Origin of the sequence: Pseudomonas sp. Pseusp11 (assembly GCF_047304405.1) — a bacterium.
GTDB lineage: Bacteria > Pseudomonadota > Gammaproteobacteria > Pseudomonadales > Pseudomonadaceae > Aquipseudomonas.
In genome coordinates this window covers 1-18,088 of record NZ_JBGLZF010000039.1, presented here as the reverse complement: position 1 = coordinate 18,088, position 18,088 = coordinate 1, and the positions used below count along the sequence as shown (strand labels likewise).

At 61.0% G+C, this 18,088-nt stretch carries 14 protein-coding genes and 1 pseudogene; 12 read left to right on the top strand and 3 right to left on the bottom strand.

All coding sequences use genetic code 11. From position 1 onward, the window contains the following. Positions 1–10 precede the first annotated feature (10 nt). The 12 genes from ACCC96_RS24395 (at position 11) to ACCC96_RS24340 (ending at position 15,009) form a co-directional block, all read left to right on the top strand. Positions 11–1,510, top strand: a complete 1,500-nt coding sequence (locus tag ACCC96_RS24395) for an NAD(P)H-hydrate dehydratase (RefSeq protein WP_413697136.1) — start codon at positions 11–13, stop codon at positions 1,508–1,510. After that, on the top strand, positions 1,498–1,968 hold the full coding sequence (tsaE, locus tag ACCC96_RS24390; RefSeq protein ID WP_258672193.1) for a tRNA (adenosine(37)-N6)-threonylcarbamoyltransferase complex ATPase subunit type 1 TsaE: 471 nt from the start codon (positions 1,498–1,500) through the stop codon (positions 1,966–1,968). The genes ACCC96_RS24395 and tsaE overlap by 13 nt, the downstream gene beginning before the upstream one ends. Further along, the gene (locus ACCC96_RS24385; RefSeq protein WP_019582199.1) at positions 1,969–3,399 is read left to right on the top strand and encodes an N-acetylmuramoyl-L-alanine amidase; all 1,431 of its coding nucleotides are present in this window, start codon (positions 1,969–1,971) and stop codon (positions 3,397–3,399) included. It begins immediately after the preceding gene. After that, positions 3,396–5,306 carry a DNA mismatch repair endonuclease MutL gene (gene mutL / locus ACCC96_RS24380; RefSeq protein WP_413697135.1) on the top strand — a complete coding sequence of 637 codons (1,911 nt, stop codon included), beginning with the start codon at positions 3,396–3,398 and terminating at the stop codon, positions 5,304–5,306. The genes ACCC96_RS24385 and mutL overlap by 4 nt, the downstream gene beginning before the upstream one ends. After that, positions 5,306–6,277, top strand: coding sequence for a tRNA (adenosine(37)-N6)-dimethylallyltransferase MiaA (miaA, locus tag ACCC96_RS24375; protein WP_019582201.1), 972 nt, complete (start codon positions 5,306–5,308; stop codon positions 6,275–6,277). Before mutL ends, miaA begins: the two co-directional genes overlap by 1 nt. Positions 6,278–6,371: 94 nt before the next feature. After that, positions 6,372–6,632 (top strand): RNA chaperone Hfq, encoded by a 261-nt coding sequence (hfq, locus tag ACCC96_RS24370; protein ID WP_007902656.1) that lies wholly within the window; start codon positions 6,372–6,374, stop codon positions 6,630–6,632. Between the two features lie 12 nt (positions 6,633–6,644). Continuing rightward, entirely contained in the window at positions 6,645–7,946 is a 1,302-nt protein-coding gene (gene hflX / locus ACCC96_RS24365; RefSeq protein ID WP_007939591.1) for a ribosome rescue GTPase HflX, read from the top strand. Positions 7,947–8,042: 96 nt separating this feature from the next. Then, positions 8,043–9,215: an FtsH protease activity modulator HflK gene (hflK, locus tag ACCC96_RS24360; protein WP_019582202.1), complete on the top strand. Its 1,173-nt coding sequence runs from the start codon at positions 8,043–8,045 to the stop codon at positions 9,213–9,215. Then, entirely contained in the window at positions 9,215–10,084 is an 870-nt protein-coding gene (hflC, locus tag ACCC96_RS24355; protein WP_007939589.1) for a protease modulator HflC, read from the top strand. Before hflK ends, hflC begins: the two co-directional genes overlap by 1 nt. A gap of 317 nt (positions 10,085–10,401) precedes the next feature. Then, complete coding sequence (locus ACCC96_RS24350; RefSeq protein WP_007939588.1) at positions 10,402–11,589, top strand: ATP phosphoribosyltransferase regulatory subunit; 1,188 nt, start codon at positions 10,402–10,404, stop codon at positions 11,587–11,589. Between the two features lie 54 nt (positions 11,590–11,643). Continuing rightward, entirely contained in the window at positions 11,644–12,936 is a 1,293-nt protein-coding gene (locus ACCC96_RS24345; RefSeq protein ID WP_018928499.1) for an adenylosuccinate synthase, read from the top strand. Positions 12,937–13,074: 138 nt separating this feature from the next. Beyond that, the gene (locus tag ACCC96_RS24340) at positions 13,075–15,009 is read left to right on the top strand and encodes a methyl-accepting chemotaxis protein (protein WP_413697134.1); all 1,935 of its coding nucleotides are present in this window, start codon (positions 13,075–13,077) and stop codon (positions 15,007–15,009) included. 100 nt (positions 15,010–15,109) lie between these two features. On the opposite strand, the gene ACCC96_RS24335 is transcribed toward ACCC96_RS24340, so the two are convergent. The 3 genes and pseudogenes from ACCC96_RS24335 to ACCC96_RS24325 form a co-directional block, all read right to left on the bottom strand. Further along, on the bottom strand, positions 15,110–16,675 hold the full coding sequence (locus tag ACCC96_RS24335; protein ID WP_413697133.1) for an ABC transporter permease: 1,566 nt from the start codon (positions 16,673–16,675) through the stop codon (positions 15,110–15,112). Further along, positions 16,675–17,685: an extracellular solute-binding protein gene (locus ACCC96_RS24330; RefSeq protein ID WP_413697132.1), complete on the bottom strand. Its 1,011-nt coding sequence runs from the start codon at positions 17,683–17,685 to the stop codon at positions 16,675–16,677. Before ACCC96_RS24330 ends, ACCC96_RS24335 begins: the two co-directional genes overlap by 1 nt. Beyond that, positions 17,682–18,088: pseudogene (locus tag ACCC96_RS24325) on the bottom strand (hypothetical protein); the annotation flags it as partial. The gene ACCC96_RS24330 and the pseudogene ACCC96_RS24325, both read right to left, overlap by 4 nt.

Here is an 18,088-nt window from a genome sequence, read left to right as displayed (position 1 = left end):
CTGAAGACGCATGCCGCACACTAAAGATGAATTACCCGACGCGCTGTATAGTGCCGCGCAAGTCCGAGGGCTCGATGCGAGCGTGATCGCGGCCGGTACACCGGGCTTCGAATTGATGCAGCGTGCGGCACGGGCGACCTGGCGTGCGCTGGTCCGCCATTGGCCGAGCGGGCACGAATTGAGTGTGGTGGCCGGCCACGGCAATAACGCGGGCGACGGTTATCTGGTGGCCGTGCTGGCCCGACGTGCCGGCTGGCATGTGCGGGTGCTGGCCGCCGGCGACCCCGGGCGTTTGCAGGGCGATGCCGCGTCGGCGCATGCCGAGGCGGTGGCCGAAGGCGTGGCCATTCAAGGCTGGAACCCGCACTCCGAGTTGCGCGGCACTGTGCTGGATGCCTTGCTCGGCACCGGCCTGACCGGTGAAGTACGCGAGCCGTTCGCCAGCGTCATCGCCGCGATCAATGCCAGTGGGCTCCCGGTTGCGGCGGTGGATATCCCCTCGGGGCTGTGCGCCGATACGGGGCGCCAGCTCGGCATTGCGGTTCGAGCAGACCTGACGGTGACGTTCATCGGTTTGAAGGTGGGGCTGTTTACCGGTGACGCGGCGGATGTGGTGGGCGATTTGGTATTCAACGATCTGCACGTCGCCCCCGAGACATTTATTGGGGCCGAGATCAGTGCGCGTCGCCTGACGGCCGGTAATGTGCCGCGTCTGACCGGCCGCGCTCCAACTGCCCACAAAGGCAAATTTGGTCACGTATTGCTCGTTGGTGGTGATCGCGGTTTTGGCGGCGCCATCCTGCTTAGCGCACAAAGTGCCCTGCGCAGCGGTGCCGGCATGGTGTCCGTGGCCACGCGCAGTGAGCACGTTCCGGCCGCCCTGGCGCGTTTGCCGGAAGCCATGGTGCTCGGTACGTCGTCGGCCAATCAATTGATGGGCCTGCTGGAAAAGGCCACGGTGCTGGTCGTCGGCCCGGGGCTGGGGCAGGCCGCCTGGGGGCGCAGCCTGTTGTCGGCCGCGGCCAACGCGTCGCAGCCACAAGTCTGGGATGCCGATGCATTGAACCTGTTGGCCGAAGGTGGCGTGAGCTTGCCTGCAGGTAGTGTCATCACGCCGCATCCGGGCGAAGCGGCACGATTGCTGGGGATATCGACAGCCGCCGTACAGGCTGACCGCCCGGCCGCGGCCCATGCGTTGAGCAAAAAATATACAGCGGTGGTAGTGCTCAAGGGCGCTGGCAGTCTGATTGCCAGCCCCGATGGGTGTCTGGCGTTGTGTCATCAGGGCCATCCAGCCATGGCGTCGGCCGGGTTGGGTGATGTGCTGGCCGGTCTGGTGGGCGCCTTGCTCGCTCAGGGCCTGGACGCGTATGACGCGGCCTGCCTGGCGGTCTGGCTGCACGCCAATGCCGGTGAGCAACAAGGTAAATTCGGCCGCGGGCTGGCGGCCAGTGATCTGATTCCAGCCATTCGTCAGTTGTTGGAGGAGCAAGCACCGTGTCTGAAGTAACCCTGTACCTGGCCGATGAACAGGCCATGAGCGATTTTGGCGCACGTATCGCCAAAACCACCGAAGGGCACGGTCTGATCTTTCTTGAAGGGGATCTGGGCGCGGGGAAAACCACGCTGTCCCGGGGCATCATCCGTGGCCTGGGGCATACCGGCGCGGTAAAAAGTCCAACCTTTACCCTGGTCGAGCCTTACGAGATCGGCGCCGTCCGCGCCTTCCATTTCGACTTATATCGATTGGTCGACCCCGAGGAGCTGGAGTACCTCGGCATCCGCGACTATTTCGATGACGACGCATTATGTCTTATTGAATGGCCCCAGAAGGGTGCAGGCTTTTTGCCAAAGCCCGACCTGACCATTACCATTAGCCCGCAAGACAGCGGGCGTTCGCTGAGAATTTTGCCCCAAGGCTCGCGTGGCGAGTCGTGGTGTGCCGTTTTGGCATTGGAATCCAAATAAATGATGGGGTTAGGTATGCGCTTTCGCGCGTTGGTTGCTGCCGTAGGGGTGTTGTTTTTGGCGGTGACCGTCGACGCTGTGGCCGAGACGAAGGTCAACAGTGTTCGCCTTTGGCGGGCGCCGGATAACACTCGACTGGTGTTCGACCTGACGGGGCCTGTCCAGCACAGCGTCTTTACCCTGACCGCACCGGATCGGCTGGTAATCGACATCAATGGCGCGACGCTCGGCTCGCCGCTGAACGTCTCCACGGCCAATACGCCGATCACGGCAATGCGTTCGGCTCAGCGTACGCCGACCGATTTGCGGGTGGTCATCGACCTGAAAAAAGCCGTCACGCCGAAAAGCTTCACCTTGGCGCCGAACGCCCAGTACGGCAATCGCCTGGTAGTCGACCTGTTCGACAACGCGGCCGACGCCGCGCCACCGCCTGCGCCAACACCGTCTGTGGCTACGGTACCCGCCGTACCCGTCACGCCGTCCGAGCCTTCGATCAAGCTGCCACCTGCACCGGCTGGCAAACGCGACATTATCGTGGTGATCGATGCCGGTCACGGCGGTGAAGACCCGGGCGCCTCGGGCTCTCGCGGTCAGCGTGAAAAAGACGTGGTGCTGGCCATCGCCCGTGAGCTGCAGCGTCAGGTCAATGGCATGAAAGGTTTCCGCGCCGAACTGACCCGTACCGGCGACTACTTCATTCCGTTGCGCGGCCGTACCGAAATCGCCCGCAAGAAGGGCGCCGACCTGTTCGTTTCGATCCACGCCGACGCCGCGCCTTCAGCCGCTGCGTTCGGTGCGTCGGTGTTTGCCCTGTCTGACCGCGGCGCTACGTCGGAGACCGCCCGTTGGCTGGCCGACAGCGAAAACCGTTCCGACTTGATCGGCGGTGCCGGCAACGTCAGCCTCGACGACAAGGACCGGATGCTCGCCGGCGTGCTGCTCGACTTGTCGATGACCGCTTCCCTGACTTCCAGCCTGAACGTTGGCCAGAAAGTCTTGAGCAACATCGGTCGCGTCACGCCGCTGCACAAACAGCGCGTGGAGCAAGCCGGGTTCATGGTGTTGAAGTCGCCGGACATCCCGTCGATCCTGGTGGAAACCGGATTCATCTCCAACGCCAACGAAGCCTCGAAACTCGCGGCATCGAGCCACCAGCAGGCGCTGGCGCGCTCCATCAGCAGCGGCGTGCGGCAGTTCTTCCAGCAGAACCCGCCGCCGGGCACCTACATTGCCTGGCTGCGCGATTCCGGCAAGATCGCCCAAGGCCCGCGTGACCATCGCGTCAGCCCCGGTGAAACCCTGGCGATGATCGCCGTGCGTTATCAGGTGTCTGCGGCCACCTTGCGCAGTGCCAACAACTTGCAAAGTGACGAGCTGAAGATTGGTCAGACGTTGACCATTCCAGGCACTGAACTGGCGGCCAAAGAATGAACCAGGTGCTGACCAACACGGCGCGTATCGAGCTACTCAGCCCACGGCTGGCGAACCAGATTGCCGCCGGTGAAGTGGTTGAGCGCCCGGCCTCGGTGATCAAGGAGTTGCTGGAAAACAGCCTCGACTCCGGCGCCAAACGCATCGATGTCGATGTGGAGCAGGGCGGTGTCAAGCTGCTGCGGGTGCGCGACGATGGCAGTGGCATTTCCGCCGATGACCTGCCTTTGGCCCTGGCCCGTCACGCCACCAGCAAGATCCGCAACCTGGAAGACCTCGAACAGGTCATGAGCCTGGGGTTTCGTGGTGAGGCGCTGGCCTCCATCAGTTCCGTGGCGCGTCTGACCCTGACTTCCCGCACTCGCGACGCCGATCAAGCCTGGCAGGTGGAAACCGAAGGTCGGGACATGGCGCCTCGCGTGCAACCGGCGGCGCATCCGGTGGGCACTTCGGTGGAAGTGCGCGATTTGTTCTTCAATACCCCGGCGCGCCGCAAGTTTCTGAAGACCGAAAAAACCGAATTCGATCACCTGCAAGAAGTGATCAAGCGTCTGGCGCTGGCGCGGTTCGATGTGGCGTTCCATCTGCGTCACAACGGCAAAACCATCCTCAGCCTGCACGAAGCCCATGATGACGCAGCCCGTGCCCGGCGTGTGGCGGCGATCTGCGGGGCGGGCTTTCTGGAGCAGGCGCTGCCGATCGAAATCGAACGCAATGGCCTGCATTTGTGGGGTTGGGTCGGGTTGCCGACCTTCAACCGCAGCCAGGCGGATCTGCAGTATTTCTTTGTGAATGGCCGTGCCGTGCGCGACAAACTGGTAGCCCACGCAGTGCGCCAGGCTTATCGCGACGTACTGTTCAACGGTCGGCACCCGACATTCGTGCTGTTTTTCGAAGTCGATCCGGCAGGCGTCGACGTCAACGTGCACCCGACCAAGCACGAAGTGCGTTTCCGTGACGGGCGCATGGTTCACGACTTCCTTTACGGTACTTTGCATCGCGCCTTGGGTGATGTGCGGCCGGATGACCAGTTGGCCGCGCCTGTCGCGACAGCCATGGTCCGGCCAACCGGTATCGAAGCCGGCGAGTTCGGCCCGCAGGGCGAGATGCGTCTGGCGGCCAATGCGCTGCTGGAGCAGCCTCAGGCCCAGCCGTCCTTCAATACTTCGGCGGGCTCTGGCGCCGGTGCCGGTTATCAGTATCAATACACGCCGCGGCCTCAGTCCGGCGTGCCCGTCGCTGAAGCCCAGGCGGCCTATCGCGAGTTCTTCGCGCCGTTGCCCGAGGCCAACGCAGTCGCGCTGCCGGCCGGGCAGGACGACATCCCGCCGCTGGGCTACGCACTGGCGCAGCTCAAGGGCATCTACATTCTTTCGGAAAACGCCCAAGGCCTGGTGCTGGTAGACATGCATGCCGCCCATGAGCGGATCATGTACGAACGCCTGAAAGTCGCCATGGCCAGTGAGGGGTTGAGCGGTCAGCCGTTGCTGGTGCCGGAATCCCTGGCGGTCAGCCAGCGCGAAGCCGACTGCGCCGAAGAAAACGTCGCCTGGTTCCAGCGTCTGGGTTTTGAATTGCAGCGTCTTGGCCCGGAAACCCTGGCCATCCGGCAAATCCCCGCCTTGCTGAAACAGGCCGAGGCTAACCGACTGGTCAGCGACGTTCTGGCGGATTTGATGGAGTACGGCACCAGCGACCGGATTCAGGCGCATCTGAACGAACTGCTCGGCACCATGGCCTGCCACGGCGCGATTCGCGCGAATCGGCGCCTGGCCTTGGCGGAAATGAACGGCCTGCTGCGGGACATGGAAAACACCGAGCGCAGCGGTCAATGCAACCATGGCCGACCGACCTGGACCCAGCTGGGCCTGGACGATCTGGACAAACTGTTCTTGCGCGGTCGTTGATGAGCCAGTTCCCTCCCGCAATTTTCCTGATGGGGCCGACGGCCGCCGGCAAGACCGACCTGGCCATCGAACTCACCAAGGTCCTGCCCTGCGAGCTGATCAGTGTCGATTCGGCGCTGGTTTATCGCGGCATGGACATCGGCACCGCCAAACCCTCCAAAGAGATCCTGGCCGAATTCCCCCATCGTCTGATCGACATTCTCGACCCGGCCGAGAGTTATTCCGCCGCGGATTTCCGTCGCGATGCGTTGCAAGCCATGAGCGAGATCACCGCGCGGGGCAATATTCCGCTGCTGGTGGGCGGCACAATGCTCTATTACAAGGCTTTGCTCGAAGGTCTGGCTGACATGCCGGCGGCCGATGCGGACGTTCGTGCGCAAATCGAAGAAGAGGCTGCACGCCTTGGCTGGCAAGCCCTGCACGATCAATTGGCGGTGATTGATCCGCAATCCGCGGCGCGAATTCACCCGAACGATCCGCAGCGCCTTAGTCGTGCACTGGAAGTTTATCGCGTCAGCGGTCAGAGCATGACTGAGCTACGCTTGCGACAATCTGCGCAAAGTACTGAAGCAGCCGCTTCGGGACTGCAACAATTGCCCTATACTGTCGCGAACTTGGCCATCGCTCCGGCAAATCGCCAGGTACTGCACGAGCGCATTAAACAAAGATTCACAAATATGTTGGAACAGGGATTCGTCGACGAGGTCGTAGCCCTGCGAGATAGAGGTGACTTGCATTCCGGGTTGCCGTCTATACGTGCTGTAGGTTATCGACAAGTCTGGGATTACCTGGATGGCAAGCTGACGCAAGCCGAGATGCAGGAGCGTGGAATCATTGCCACGCGCCAATTGGCGAAGCGCCAGTTCACCTGGCTGCGCAGTTGGGCTGATTTACACTGGTTGGACAGTCTCGATTGCGACAATCTGCCGCGCGCCTTGAAATACCTCGGGACCATCTCCATATTGAGCTGAGTCCTTGCAATTGCCGTCTATCCTTGGGGGTGTGACGGCCCCAAGCCATCTGTTTACCTATTTTTTATATTGAATCCTTAAAGGAGTGCGGCACATGTCAAAAGGGCATTCGCTACAAGACCCTTACTTGAATACTTTACGTAAAGAGAAAGTGGGGGTTTCCATCTACCTGGTCAACGGGATCAAACTGCAAGGCACGATCGAGTCTTTCGACCAGTTCGTTATCCTGCTGAAAAACACCGTCAGCCAGATGGTTTACAAACACGCTATCTCTACAGTGGTGCCAGTTCGTCCAATTCGTCTGCCTAGCGCAACCGAATCCGAAGCAGGTGACGCTGAGCCAGGTAACGCCTGATAGGAGTCTCCTTTGTTCTTTGAGCGCCACGGTGGTGGTGAGCGGGCAATTCTCGTTCACTTGGATGGTCAGGACCCTGAGGCGCGCGAAGATCCGCAGGAGTTTCAGGAGTTGGCAATTTCGGCAGGTGCCGAGACCGTCGCGTTTTTTAACGTGCCGCGTCATCGGCCAACCGCCAAAACCCTGATCAGCAGCGGCAAGGTCGAAGAGTTACGCGACCTGGTCAAAGCCGAGCAGGTCGATCTGGTGATTTTCAATCACATCCTCACGCCCAGTCAGGAACGTAACCTCGAACGTATTTTCGAGTGTCGCGTGATCGATCGCACGGGTCTGATTCTCGATATCTTCGCTCAACGCGCCCGCACCCATGAAGGCAAGCTCCAGGTCGAACTGGCCCAGCTTGAGTACATGAGTACGCGACTGGTTCGCGGCTGGACTCACCTTGAGCGGCAGAAGGGCGGTATCGGTCTGCGCGGCCCGGGTGAAACCCAGCTGGAAACCGACCGGCGCCTGTTGCGGATTCGTCTGCGGCAGATCAAGGGGCGCCTGGAAAAGGTCCGCAGCCAGCGCGAGCAGTCTCGTCGCGGGCGCAAACGTGCTGACATTCCGACGGTTTCACTGGTGGGTTATACCAACGCCGGCAAATCGACGCTGTTCAACTCGGTCACCGATTCCGACGTCTTCGCCGCCAACCAGCTATTCGCGACCCTCGACCCGACCTTGCGCCGACTCGAGCTCGAGGACCTCGGGCCGATCGTGCTGGCCGACACTGTGGGCTTCATTCGTCACCTGCCGCACAAACTGGTCGAGGCATTTCGAGCTACGCTCGAAGAGTCGAGCAACTCCGACCTGTTGCTGCACGTGATCGATGCGCACGAGCCTGATCGTATGGCCCAGATCGAACAGGTCATGGTGGTGCTTGGGGAGATCGGGGCACAAGACTTGCCGATCCTTGAGGTATACAACAAACTCGATTTGCTCGAGGGGGTTGAGCCGCAGATCCAGCGCGATGCCGATGGCAAGCCGCAGCGGGTCTGGTTGTCGGCCAAGGACGGTACCGGCCTGGACTTGCTCAAGCAGGCAGTGGCGGAACTGTTGGGCAGCGATTTGTTTGTTGGCACCTTGCGCTTGCCGCAACGTTTTGCTCGACTGCGTGCGCAGTTTTTCGAACTCGGTGCGGTGCAAAAAGAAGAACACGACGAAGAAGGCATCAGCCTGCTGGCCGTTCGCTTGCCACGGATCGAATTGAATCGACTCGTGAGCCGCGAAGGTCTGCAACCGATGGAATTCATCGAGCAACACACTTTGCAATAAAAGCCTGAGAAAGCGGTTGTGCCGCGGTGACAGGCATTCTGTAGCATTGGTCGGCGCGCCGTGGGTGCGTCTTTGCTTTATCAGATGGAGAGCGCTATGGCTTGGAATGAGCCGGGTGGCAACTCGAATAATCAGGATCCTTGGGGTGGCAAGCGCCGCAATAACGGCGACCGCAAGGGACCACCGGATCTCGACGAGGCCTTCCGAAAGCTGCAGGAAAGCCTGAACGGGTTGTTCGGTGGTGGCAAGAAACGCGGTGACGAGGGCGGTGGTCCGGGCAAGAGTGGCGGCTTTGGTGGCCTGCTCGGCATCGGTCTGACCGTGCTCGCGGCCGTGTGGCTGTACAGCGCTGTCTACGTGGTCGACGAGCAGGAGCAGGCCGTGGTGCTGCGCTTCGGCAAATACTATGAAACCGTCGGCCCGGGCCTGAACATCTATTTCCCGCCGATCGATCGCAAGTACCTGGAAAACGTCACGCGTGAGCGTGCCTATACCAAGCAGGGTCAAATGCTGACTGAAGACGAAAACATCGTCGAAGTGCCGCTGACCGTGCAGTACAAGATCAGCAACCTGCAGGACTTCGTGCTGAACGTCGATCAGCCGGAAATCAGCCTGCAGCACGCGACCGACAGTGCCTTGCGCCACGTGGTGGGTTCTACCGCCATGGACCAGGTGCTGACCGAAGGTCGTGAATTGATGGCCAGCGAAATCAAGGAACGTCTGCAACGTTTCCTCGATACCTATCGCACCGGTATCACCGTCACTCAGGTCAACGTACAGAGCGCTGCTGCACCGCGTGAAGTCCAGGAAGCCTTCGATGACGTGATCCGCGCCCGTGAAGATGAGCAGCGTTCGCGCAACCAGGCCGAAACCTATGCCAACGGCGTCGTGCCGGAAGCCCGTGGTCAGGCCCAGCGCATCCTCGAGGATGCCAACGGTTACCGCGACGAGACCGTTTCCCGCGCCAAGGGTGAGGCCGACCGCTTCACCAAGCTGGTGGCCGAGTACCGCAAGGCGCCTGAAGTTACCCGTCAGCGTCTGTACCTGGACACCATGCAGGAAATCTTCAGCAACACCAGCAAGGTTCTCGTGACCGGCAACAAGAATGGCCAGAGCAATCTGCTGTATCTGCCGCTGGACAAGATGGTCGAGGATGGTCGCCGCACCAGCACTCCGGTGACCGGCGCAGCAGCCAGCAGCAATGAAGTGAATGTGCGTGCGGCAGCTGATCTGCAGCAACAGCAGGCACGTACCAGGGAGAGTCGCTGATGAGCAATAAATCGCTGATCGCCCTTATTGTCGGCGTCGTCGTGGCGATCGTTGCCTGGAACTGCTTCTACATCGTGGCTCAGACCGAGCGTGCGGTGTTGCTGCAGTTCGGTCGCGTGGTCCAGGCCGATGTTCAGCCAGGCCTGCATGTGAAAGTGCCTTACGTTAACAAGGTGCGCATATTCGACGCGCGCCTGATGACGCTGGATGCACCGACACAGCGTTTCCTGACGCTGGAAAAGAAAGCCGTGATGGTCGATGCCTACGCCAAGTGGCGCGTGAAAGATGCCGAGCGCTTCTACACCGCGACTTCCGGCCTCAAGCAGATTGCCGACGAGCGCCTGTCCCGTCGTCTGGAGTCGGGCCTGCGTGACCAGTTCGGTAAACGCACCCTGCACGAAGTGGTGTCCGGTGAGCGTGATGCGCTGATGGCAGACATCACCGCTTCGCTGAACAAGATGGCGGAAAAAGAGCTGGGCATTGAAGTTGTCGATGTCCGGGTCAAAGCCATCGACCTGCCGAAGGAAGTGAACCGCAGCGTGTTCGAGCGTATGAGCACCGAGCGTGAGCGTGAAGCTCGCGAGCACCGCGCCAAGGGTAACGAGCTGGCCGAAGGCATCCGTGCCGACGCCGACCGTCAACGCCGCGTGCTGCTGGCTGAAGCCTATCGTGAATCCGAAGAGGTTCGCGGTGACGGTGATGCCCAGGCTGCTGCGATCTACTCCAAGGCATACGGCCAGGATCAGGAGTTCTACGCGTTCTACCGTAGCCTGCGTGCCTACCGTGAAAGCTTCGCGAACAAATCCGACGTCATGGTCCTGGACCCGAGCAGTGACTTCTTCCGTTACCTGGAAAAAGCCAAGCCTTGATACGACGTTGACCTGAATCATCCCCCGCCTGGCGGCTAAAGCCTCGGGCGGGGTGATCCTTTGGGAAAACGTGTGTATGATGCGGCAGCCGGGAAATTCCCGGCTTTTTTGCGTCTGCACGTTTGATTGCTGTTTTTATGCAGGCGCCCGAGTTGAATGACTCGACAGGTTTTTCGAGGAAAGTGGTTGGCGAAGCCGGTTCCAGGCTTTTCGCCACGTTGTTCATGCGCGGGGTTTATGCACATGAGTCGATCATTTTCTGCTTCACTCAAGGCTCGCCCAAAGGCTTGCTGCCCGGATCATAGGGGAATGGCGTAATGGCAACGGTAGACCGCTGGCTGCTGCCAGATGGCATCGAAGAAGTACTGCCACCGGAGGCTGCGCGCATTGAAGTTGCGCGTCGCCAGGTGTTGGATCTGTTCCAGAGCTGGGGTTACGAGTTTGTCGTGACTCCCCATATCGAGTACCTGGAATCCCTGCTGACCGGCGCAGGCCAGGACCTCGATCTGCGCACCTTCAAGGTCATCGACCCGCAGTCGGGCCGGCAGATGGGTTTCCGTGCCGACATCACGCCGCAAGTGGCGCGCATCGATGCGCACACCCTGCGTCGCGAAGGCCCGAGCCGTCTGTGCTATGCCGGTAGCGTGCTGCATGCTCAGCCACGTGCGTTGTCGTCCTCGCGCAGCCCGATTCAACTGGGCGCCGAGTTGTACGGCGATGCCAGCCCGAGCAGCGACGTGGAAGTCATCAGCCTGATGCTGGCCATGCTGCAACTGGCCGATGTGCCGGATGTGCACATGGACCTCGGGCATGTCGGCATCTACCGCGGCCTGGCCCGCGCCGCCGGTTTGTCCGGCGAAGTCGAGCAACAGTTGTTCGATGCATTGCAACGTAAAGCCATCGACGAGGTCATTACCTTGACCGAAGGCCTGCCTGCCGATCTGTCGGGCATGCTGCGAGCGTTGGTCGACCTGTGTGGCGGTCGTGAAGTGTTGAGCGCTGCCCGCGAGCGTCTGGCCAATGCGCCGGCGCCTGTTCTGGCGGCCCTGGACGATTTGCTGGCGATTGCCGAGCGTCTGTCCACGCGTTTCCCGGAGTTACCGCTGTACTTCGACCTGGGCGAATTGCGCGGCTACCACTACCACACTGGTGTGGTGTTCGCCGTGTTCGTGCCAGGTGTTGGCCAGTCCATCGCTCAAGGCGGTCGTTACGACGACATCGGTGCCGACTTCGGTCGCGCCCGTCCGGCGACAGGCTTCTCCACCGATTTGAAAACCCTGGTGACCCTGGGGCGTGCTGAGATCGAGCTACCGTCTGGCGGTATCTGGATGCCTGACAGTACGGATGCAGCACTCTGGCAGCAGGTTTGCCAGTTGCGCAGTGAGGGTCAGCGTGTCGTTCAGGCATTGCCTGGGCAACCTTTGGCCGCCGCCCGTGAAGCGGACTGCGACCGGCAATTGATTCAGCAGAACGGGCTTTGGCAAGTATCGCCACTGGCTTCTTGAGTTTTCCTGCCGGCCGCCGCCGGCACCAAGTTTGCGCGAATGAGGACAAGTGTTATGGGTAAGAATGTCGTAGTCCTGGGCACCCAATGGGGTGATGAGGGCAAAGGCAAGATCGTTGATCTGCTGACCGAACATGCTGCCGCCGTAGTGCGCTACCAAGGTGGCCACAACGCTGGTCACACCCTGGTGATCGACGGCGAAAAAACCGTCTTGCACCTGATCCCGTCTGGCGTGCTGCGCGAAGGCGTGCAGTGCCTGATCGGTAACGGCGTGGTGGTTGCACCTGACGCCCTGCTGCGGGAAATCAACAAGCTGGAAGAGAAAGGCGTACCGGTGCGCGAGCGCCTGCGTATCAGCCCGTCCTGCCCGCTGATCCTGTCCTACCACGTAGCGCTGGACCAGGCCCGTGAAAAGGCCCGTGGCGAGCTGAAGATCGGCACCACCGGTCGCGGCATCGGCCCGGCTTACGAAGACAAGGTGGCCCGTCGCGGTCTGCGCATTGGTGATCTGTTCCACCGTGAGCGTTTCGCCGCCAAGCTGGGCGAGTTGCTGGACTACCACAACTTCGTACTGGTCAATTACTACAAAGAGCCAGCGATCGACTTCCAGAAGACACTCGACGAGTGCATGGAATACGCCGAGCTGCTCAAGCCGATGATGCTCGACGTCACCGCAGAGCTGCACAACCTGCGTCGTGCCGGCAAGGACATCATGTTCGAAGGAGCCCAGGGCTCCCTGCTGGACATCGACCACGGCACCTACCCGTACGTCACCAGCTCCAACACCACCGCTGGCGGCATCGCCACCGGTTCGGGTGTTGGTCCGATGTTCCTGGACTACATCCTCGGCATCACCAAGGCTTACACCACGCGCGTCGGTTCCGGTCCGTTCCCGACTGAGCTGTTCGACGACGTTGGTGCGTTCCTGGCCAAGCGTGGCCACGAGTTCGGCGCCACCACCGGCCGTGCCCGTCGTTGCGGCTGGTTCGATGCCGTGATCCTGCGTCGCGCTATCGATGTGAACAGCATCTCGGGCCTGTGCCTGACCAAGCTGGACGTGCTGGACGGCCTGGAAACCATCAACATCTGCGTAGGCTACAAGAACGAAGATGGTGCAGTGATCGACGCACCGACCGACGCCGACAGCTACATCGGCCTGGAGCCGGTGTACGAGCAGATGCCGGGCTGGAGCGAATCGACTCTGGGTGCCAAGACCCTGGAAGAGCTGCCTCAGGCTGCGCGCAACTACATCAAGCGCATCGAAGAGTTGGTCGGCGCGCCGATCGACATTATTTCGACGGGCCCGGACCGCAACGAAACTATCGTTCTGCGTCACCCGTTCGCTTAATAAGTCGTTGATGTAAAACACAAAGGCCCCTTAATCGGGGCCTTTGTCGTTTATGCCTGTTGGACGGCATGACCTTTGCTGTGAATATTGCCTTCAGAATGCCATCAATTTAATGGCGTTAGAGTAGAGGGATTTCCTGTGTCGGCCGTTCTCTCACTGTTACAAAGCCGTTTGTTGCGGCCCGTGTTCGTTACCCTTGGTATCGCCCTTTTGGTGCAGGTGCTGGTGGCTGTCGCTCTGACCCGGAGCACGGTGACTGCGCTGGAAACCGATCTGGGTGTGCGCCTGGGCGCCGATAGCCAAAAGCTCTCCGGTGAGCTGGAGCAGGCGGGGCGTGAAGTCACGTCGAGCCTGGATAACCTGTCCAGCAGTACCCGTCAGCGCCTGACCGCTGGGCTGTCTTCACGTTTGAAAGACGAGCAGGCTCAACTGCGTACGACGCTGGAGAAGGACCTGAAGGAATCGGCCAATGACATGGCGCAACTTCTGGCCTCGGTCGCACCCCGCGCCATGTGGGACAGCGACATTCCTACCCTGTCTGAATTCGCTCGCCGCGCCCAGCGCAATCCCAACGTGCTGTTCGTGGTCTATGACGACGCCACGGGCCAGCACCTGACCCGCTACCTCAACCGAGAGAACCCGATCAACAAGGGGCTGCTGGAGAAAGGCCAGGGTGAGCGGGCGCTGGACAAGGTGCTGGATGCAGCGAAGAGCGATCCGTCGGTCTACTACCTCGAAGCCTCGATCAGTCCCAATGGAGTGGAAATCGGCAAGGTCTTGATGGGGGTCTCAACTGCCTCCGTGGAAACCGATCTGGCGGCGCTGGACAAGCGCTTCTCGGCGCTGATCGCCAGCAGCGATCAATTGGTGGGTGACAGCCTCAAAGGTGCGGCGGCCGACAGCGCAACGGCGATGCGCGGGCGTCTGCAGTCGGCGCAGTCCACCGCTTCTGAAATGAAAGCCAACACCACGGGCGCCGTGCAGGAAGCTGCGGGGGCTTTGCGCTGGCGCATCGGCATGGGCCTGGCGGTGGTGGGTTTCGGTGTGCTGCTGTTACTGGCGGTGGTGCTGGGGCGTCGAGTGGTCAATCGCCTGAAAATGCTCATTGTCGCGATGGATGACCTGGCAGCGGGTGAGGGCGACCTGACCAAGCGCGTGCAGATCAATAGCCAGGACGAGATCGGCGACATGGCCTCGGCGGTCAATCGCTTTGTGGATAAGTTGCAGCCGATCGTGCGTGAGGCGGGCGATGTGGCTCAGCGTACCGGCGTGGAAATCGGCGCCATGACCTTACGCAATGCCGGTGCCGATGCGGCGGCTGGCATGCAGCGCGATGAAGTGGCCGAAAGCCTGCGCGCGTTGTCGCAAATGGCTGATGAGGCTCAGTCTGAAAGTCACGCCATGCAGGCCGCTTTGCGGCAGGTGGTGGACATTCGTCAGGCCACGGATGAGAACACTCGGACTTCGGCGAAAGTCGGCAGTCTCATCGAGGCATTGGCCGGACAAGTCGACACCGGTGCGAAAGTCATCGAGCGTCTGGCGCAGCAGAGTGAGCAGATTGAAGTGGTGCTGACGGTGATTCACGGGATTGCTGAACAAACCAACTTGTTGGCGCTGAACGCGGCTATTGAGGCGGCGCGTGCCGGCGAGACCGGTCGCGGGTTTGCCGTGGTGGCGGACGAGGTGCGGGCGCTGGCGAGCAAGACGCAGAGCTCCACCGGTGACATTCAGGCGCACATTGTTGCGCTGCAGCAGGGCGCGCGTGAGGCTGTTGCGGCAATCGGGCAGGCTGGGCGTCAGGCCAGTGAAGGTTTGCTGGTGTTGCGCGACAGTGCGCGGTTGCAGCAGTCGGTGCAGGCGTCGGTCGAGCAGGTGCATGCGGCGATCGGCCTGGCGACCCAGGCCGCGGCGCATCAGGCGCAAGGTGCGCAGGCTGTGCGTGGGCGGGTTGAGACCATCCATGCTCAAGCTGAGAAAGCAGCTCAGGCGGTGGTGGAGACCACGGCTAGCGGCAAGGTGCTGGATGGGTTGGCGGCGCAGTTGAAGGCGAGCCTGGGGCAGTTCAGGGCGTAGTAAACCCCGCAGATCAAAAGATCGCAGCCTTCGGCAGCTCCTGCAGTGGAAACGCATATCCCTGTGTAGGAGTTGCCGAAGGCTGCGATCTTTTGCTTTATCAGCGGCTCAAATACATCCGCGTCGTCAGCAGATACACCGGCAGCCCCGACACCACAATCAACAACGCCGCATAAGGCGCCGCCGCCGCAAACTCCACATTCGCGGTATGCGCCCAGACTTCCGTCGCCAGCGTATTGAGCCCGGTCGGGCTCAGCAGCAGCGTCGCTGTCAGTTCCTTCATCGCATCCAGGAACACCAGCGCAAACGCAGCGCCTAGGGCGGGAAAGATGATGGGCAGAGTCACCCGACAAAACGCGCTGAAAGACGACGCCCCCAGCGTGCGTGCGGCTTCTTCCAATTGCGGCGCGGCCTTGTTCAGAGCAGTGCGAATCGGTGCCTGCGCCAGTGGCAGAAACAACAGCGCATAGGCAATCAGCAGCAACGCCGAGGTCTGGTACAGCACTGGCACATAATGCAGGGCGAAATACACCAGGGTCAGCGCAATCACCAATCCCGGCAGTGCATGCAGCAGATACGGCAAGCGCTCGGCCCAGATTGCCAGTCGGCCTTTATGGCGCACCACCAGCAACCCCACCGGCACCGCCAGCACCAGGCACAGCGCAGCGCCACCGAGCGACAGCGCCAGCGACGAGAGCAATGCCTCGCTGATCGCGGCCACCGGGAACGCCGCCGACGAACCCACCATCAGCCAGTACGCCAGCATTCCCAGCGGAATGCCGCTGCCGATGATCGCCAGCAGCAAGCAGTAAAGCTGTCCGACTGTCGCCCATGGCCCCAGACGAACCTGCTCCGCATGCCGCGCCGCGCCCTGGCCGGTGCGTACATGTCGGCCTTTGCCGCGCACGCGTAACTCAAGCCATAGCAGCACCAGGCACAGCGCCAGCAACACCGCAGAAAGCATCGCTGCATTGGCGTTGCTGAATTCCAGTTCGAACTGCTGATAGATCGCCGTGGTAAAGGTTTGCAGGCCGATGATCGACAGCGCGCCGAACTCCACCAGCATGTGCAGCGCAATCAACAGTGAACCGGCCAGCAGTGACGGCCAGAGCAGGGGCAGGGTGATTTTGAAGAATACGGCCCAACGATTCTGCCCCAGGGTGCGGGCGGACTCTTCAAGAGAGGGGTCGAGATTGCGCAACGTTGCCGCCACCGGCAGAAAGATCAGCGGGTACTTGGACAGCGTCATCACCAGAATCGCCCCGCCCAGCCCTTCGAAGTGAGCGCTCAGGGACACCCAGGTGAAGCTGCTGACAAATGCCGGCACCGCGAACGGCAGGCACAGAATCACGCCCCATAACCGCCGTCCCGGCAGATTGCTGCGCTCCAGCAGCCAGGCGAGTGACAAGCCAATCACACCGCAGGCCAGTGTCACGCCCAGCATCAGCGCCAGGGTATTGCGCAGCAGGCCAAACACGTAGGGCCGCCACAGCAGATGCAGTGCCTCGGCCCAGCCGGCTTGCCAGGTTTTGAGGCCGACATAGGCCAGCGGCAACAGGCTGAGTACCACCAGCAGCAGAACCGGTAGCAGCAGCCAGATCGATGGCCGCTTGCGCCTTGGCATGTAACCCCCGCGCGAAGCGGGGGCGGATAACGAGGCGCTCATCAGTTCAAGCCAACGTCACGTTCCAGGTCCAGGGCTTCTTCGGCGTTGCCGAGGTCGGCTGGCGTGACGTTCGGCGCTTGCAGTTCGCTGAACGGCTTGAGCCCGCGATCCGATGCCATACCCTTGTGCAGTGGGTATTCGGCGGTGGTCTGGGTGATCACGCGCTGACCTTCTTCGCTGGCCATGTAGGCGAGCAATTGCTGGGCTTCTTTTGGATGTTTGCTGGATTTCAGTACGCCAGCGCTGGAAACGGTGATCAGTCCGCCGACGTCGCCATCGGTGAAATAATGCAGTTTCGAGTCGAGCTGGCCTTTTTCACGCTGCAAGGCGAACCAGTAATAGTTGTTCACCAGCACGGTGGCGACTTCGCCATTTTCCACGGCTTTCAGTGCAACCATGTTGTTGCTGTAGGTTTTACCGAACGCGCGCAGGCCGGTCAGCCATTCTTCGGCGGCGTCCATCCCGTGGACCTTGATAATCGCCACGGCCTGTTCCTGGAAGGCACCGCTGGAAGGCACGAAGCCGACCTTGCCTTGCCATTTTGGATTGGAGAACTCCATCACTGACTTGGGCAGGTCTTTTTCGTCGATCAGTTTAGGGTTGAAGGCGACGACCCGGACCCGCGCGGTGATGCCGATCCAGGTGCCGTTGCCGGCAACGTAATCCTTGGGCAGGACTTCAAGCGTGGCGGCATCGGCTTTTGCCAGCAGGCCTTGTTCGCCGAGCTTGTTCAGCGGTGGCGATTCTTCGGTGTAGATCACGTCGGCGGGGGAGCGATCGCCTTCTTCGACGATCTGGCTGGCGAGCTGGTTGCTGCTGCCCTTGCGTACATTGACGTGAATCCCGGTCTTGGCTTCGAAGGCTTTGGCGACCGCGTCGCCGACTTCCTTGTGTTGACCGTTATAGAGTGTCAGGGAAACCGGATCGGCGGCTTGGGTGAGGGGCGTGGTGAGTGTCAGGCCGAGGAGGGTGATGGTCAGGCCGCGGCGCAGGGTATTTCGAAACATCATTCGCAGGGTTCCTCACTGTCGCATTGCAAAAACTTGAAACAATGATAAACGATATTGTTTCTCAAGTGCGTCTTGCAGGGCGGGTGAGGGTTTGCTAGAGGGCCTGGTGCAGACTTCTGTGGCGAGGGAGCTTGCTCCCGCTCGGCTGCGGAGCAGTCGCAAAACCGGGCAATAAGGTTTGACTGAAAGAATGAGGGGGGCCGCTTCGCAGCCCAGCGGGAGCAAGCTCCCTCGCCACAAAGGGCGGCGATGGCTTCAAAGGCCAGAAACGCAAAAAACCGCTTTCGCGGGTTTTTGTGAAATTCAAGATCGTGACCTTGAATTTGAATTGGTGCCCAGAAGAAGACTCGAACTTCCACGACCTTGCGGTCACCAGCACCTGAAGCTGGCGTGTCTACCAATT